This is a genomic window from Micromonospora sp. 4G55 (genome assembly GCF_016803375.1).
In genome coordinates, this window is sequence record NZ_JAEVHN010000634.1 from 1 (window position 1) to 3506 (window position 3506).

At 74.4% G+C, this 3506-nt stretch carries 3 protein-coding genes and 1 pseudogene; 2 read left to right on the forward strand and 2 right to left on the reverse strand.

Annotation, left to right across the window (positions count from 1 at the left end; translation table 11 throughout):
• Both JNW89_RS31380 and JNW89_RS31385 read right to left on the reverse strand, forming a co-directional pair.
• A pseudogene (locus JNW89_RS31380) lies at positions 1-755 on the reverse strand (acetyl-CoA carboxylase carboxyltransferase subunit beta); the annotation flags it as partial.
• A complete protein-coding gene (locus JNW89_RS31385) occupies positions 752-1093 on the reverse strand; it encodes a TcmI family type II polyketide cyclase (protein ID WP_238451824.1) in 342 nt (113 codons plus the stop codon). The gene JNW89_RS31385 and the pseudogene JNW89_RS31380, both read right to left, overlap by 4 nt.
• A gap of 407 nt (positions 1094-1500) precedes the next feature.
• Here JNW89_RS31385 and JNW89_RS31390 point away from each other — a divergent pair, with 407 nt between their 5' ends.
• Complete coding sequence (locus tag JNW89_RS31390) at positions 1501-2304, forward strand: BTAD domain-containing putative transcriptional regulator (RefSeq protein WP_375155170.1); 804 nt, start codon at positions 1501-1503, stop codon at positions 2302-2304.
• A 120-nt stretch (positions 2305-2424) separates the two neighbouring features.
• Positions 2425-2772 (forward strand): TcmI family type II polyketide cyclase, encoded by a 348-nt coding sequence (locus JNW89_RS31395; protein WP_154936420.1) that lies wholly within the window; start codon positions 2425-2427, stop codon positions 2770-2772.
• Positions 2773-3506 lie beyond the last annotated feature (734 nt).

The following is a 3506-nucleotide window of genomic DNA, read 5'->3' on the forward strand; positions in this document are numbered from 1 at the left end:
GTGCCGGGGCACCACCATGTCCACCTGCCGTGCCGCAGCAGGAAGGCCGCGGTCTGGAAGCCCTCCGGCAGCTCCCGGCCGGTGACCTGGCGGATGACCCGGGGACCGGCGAAGCCCATCCGGGCGCCGCTCTCGGCGAGCACCACGTCGGTGTTGGTGGCGAACGACGCCGCCACACCCCCGTACGTGGGATCGGTGAGGACGCTGACGGTGAGCAGCCCGGCCTCGCGCAGCGCGGCGATCGCCTGGCTGACCGTGGCCATCTGCATCAGCGACAGCGCGCCCTCCTGCATCCGCGCCCCGCCTGAGGCGGTCACCAGGACCAGTGGGACGGCGTCCTCCAACGCCCGCTCCGCCGTCAGCGTGATCAGCTCACCGACGGCGGCGCCGAGGCTGCCGCCGAGGAACCGGAAGTCCATCACGGCCAGCGCGCACGGGTGCCGGCCGATGGTCGCGGTGCCGCAGACCACCGCCTCGGCCAGCCCGGTGCCGGCCCGGGCCGCGCTGAGCCGGTGCGGGTACGACAGCACGTCGACGAAGTCGATCGGGTCCACCTCGGCCGCCCGGTCGGGCAGCGGGGTGAACGAGTCCGGGTCCACCAACTGGCGCAGCCGCTCGGGGGCGGCGAGCCGAGCGTGCTCCCCGCACTCCGGACAGACGTCGAGGTTGCGGCGCAGCCGCTTGCGGTACAGCAGCGAGGCGCAGCCGGCGCAGCGGGACCACAGCTCCCCCTCGCGGGGGGCGGTGGCGGTCACGGCCGCCGCCCGACGGGGGCGTCCGCGTCGAAGCGGTAGAAGCAGTGGGCCATCGCGTCGCGGGGCTCCCGCCAGGTCGGCAGGTACGGCGAGATGTACGGGCGCAGCCGCGCGCTGACCCGCTCGAACTCCGGGTGCCCCCGGGCCGCCTCGACCGCGCCCGGCGTCGGTGACTCCGTCTCCAACAGGTGCACGTAGAGGTCGTGCAGCCGGTAGAGCGAACGGTGCCGGACACCGACCAGGCGCGGCAGCTCCGTCGCGTCGGACTCGGCGAAGATCTCGGCGACCTGCGCCTCGGCGCTGGGTACCACCTTCGCGACGATCAGCGAACGGTCCATGGATGGGCCTCCCCCCACGGCCGCCGGCGCGGTGTGGACCCGCGCCGCGAGCCGGACGACTGCCGACACGATGCGCGCGGCGGCGTCACGCCGGCGTCACCGACCGGCCCCGACGGGAGCTGCCGCATCGTGACGGTGCGTTGACGCAACCTGTGTAACCGCTGTGCGGCGCAAGGGCGGTGGCCACGGCGTGCGCACAGTTCAGAAGGGGTTTCACAGTCGAGCGCGGCGAACGCCTGCCGGAACCTCGACATTGACCGAGAGTGACCACAATTGATAATCTTCGTCACGGTCAGCCCGGTGGCCGTGGCGACACCGCCACGGCGCAGCGACCCGACAGTGCGGTCACGGGTGCCGCACCGGGACACACGAGGAGTCGGGACGCGCGTTCCGCAGGGGGTGCCGCCGTGGCCGCTGATTCGTCCATGCCGACGACCGGGCGCCCACCCGGCACGGACATCTCGCTGCACCTGCTCGGCGGCTTCCGACTGCTGCACGGCGACACCCCGATCGTGGTCCCCCGCGGGCTGCAACGGGTCATCGCGCTGATCGCGCTGCGCCCGGGCGCCACCCGCAGCCACCTCGCGGGCCTGCTCTGGCCGGACGCGCCGGAGGACCGGGCGTTGTCCTCCCTGCGCACCGCCCTCTGGCGACTGCGCCAGGACCCGTGCTGCCCCTTCACCACCGCCGGCGACACGGTACGACTGGACCCGGTCGTCCGGGTCGACGTCGACGCGCTGGTCGGCACGGCCGCCCGGGTCCGCCACGGCGAGGACCCGTCCGCCGCGCTCGCCGCCGGCCGGCACGACCTGCTCCCCGGCTGGTACGACGACTGGGTCCTCGCCGACCGCGAGCGGCTGCGCCAGCTGCGCCTGCACATGCTGGAGGACCTGGCCGGCCACCACCTGGCGGCCGGCCGGCACGGAGAGGCGCTGCAGGCCGCACTGGAGGCGATGGCCGCCGAGCCGCTGCGGGAGACGCCGCACCGGCTGGTGGTGCGCATCCACCTCGCCGAGGGCAACGCCTTCGAGGCGGTGCACGCCTTCTACGTCTACCGCGACCTGCTGCTGCGGGAGCTGCGGCTGGAACCCTCCGCGGCGATGACCGCGCTGCTCGACGAAACCCTCGCGCCGATCCGCGACGCCACCCGGGAGCGACCCGACCCGCCCGGTCGACCGCCGGCCGCCCGGGTCGCGCCCCAGGGCGGCTGAGCGCCGTCACCATCGGCGCGGCACGCGTGACGGCCAGGTGACAGCCGCCCCGGCAGGGTGGGCCGCACAGCAGTCCGTGGGCTCCGACCTCGACGGAGCGCCACCGGCGAGAGGGGTCCCATGAGCCGTCTACTGATCGTCAGCAGGATCCTCCCGGGCTCGGAGGGCCGGGTGGCGCAGATCTTCGCCGAATCCGACGCCACCGAACTGCCCGCCCTGACCGGCGTCCGACACCGGTCCCTGTACTGCCTGCACGACCTGTGCGTCCACCTGATGGAGACCGAGGACGTGGACCCGGACGCGCTGGCCGGCGCCCGCAACCACCCGCTGTACCTCCAGGTCAACGAGCGACTCTCCGCGCACACCTCCCCGTACCTGCCGACCTGGCATTCCCCCCGGGACGCCATCGCCGGCTGCTTCTACCGCTGGGACGCCGCCGACGTCCCAGCGCCGCGCCCGGCCGGGTGAGCGCGCGGACGCCGAAGAGGACCGAGCCACCGGCCGGGTCGGACGACGGCACCTCGTCGCGGCCCGGCCGGGCCCACCCGCTTTCCCGTACCGTCGGTCATAACGCCGCCACCCGCCGACACCGTGCATCCCACCTGCGTCGCGATGACCCATCCTCCCTGTCGTCCGCCATACGCGTGTGCGAAGCTGCCGGCGAGTTTTCTTCGTGACTTTCACCAACGTATGCAAGAGGGAGGTTTGCCGTGCCGTCGACTTTCGGGCAGTGGCTGATCGTGATCCTGGCCCTGGTGCTGGGCGGAGCCGGGGGCTGGGTGGCCCGCGGCCGGCAGGCCGCGGCGACCGCCGAGCGGCCGGAGCCCATGGTGGAGGGTGACCCGGTCGTCGGGCTCTCCGAGGAGGAGAAGGCCGCCGCCACGGTGACCGCCACCGTCGACACCCCCCAGCCGGCGGCCACCGTCGACGTCGCGCCGGCGCCCGCCGCCGTGATCGACGCGCCACCCGCACGAGCTCGACGCCCCGTCCGCCGCCGCGTCCCTGGCCGCCAGCCACACCCCGCTGACCGCCGACGACGACACCGCTGCGTCGGACACCATCGCTTCGGTCGACGTGGCCGCCGCCGGGACCGACGTGGCGGCCGATCGCACCGACGCGCTCGACGCGGACGACGACCGGACCGACGTCGCCGTCGAGGCCGACGAGGAGCGGACGGTGGAGCCGGTCGGCGTCGCGCCGAG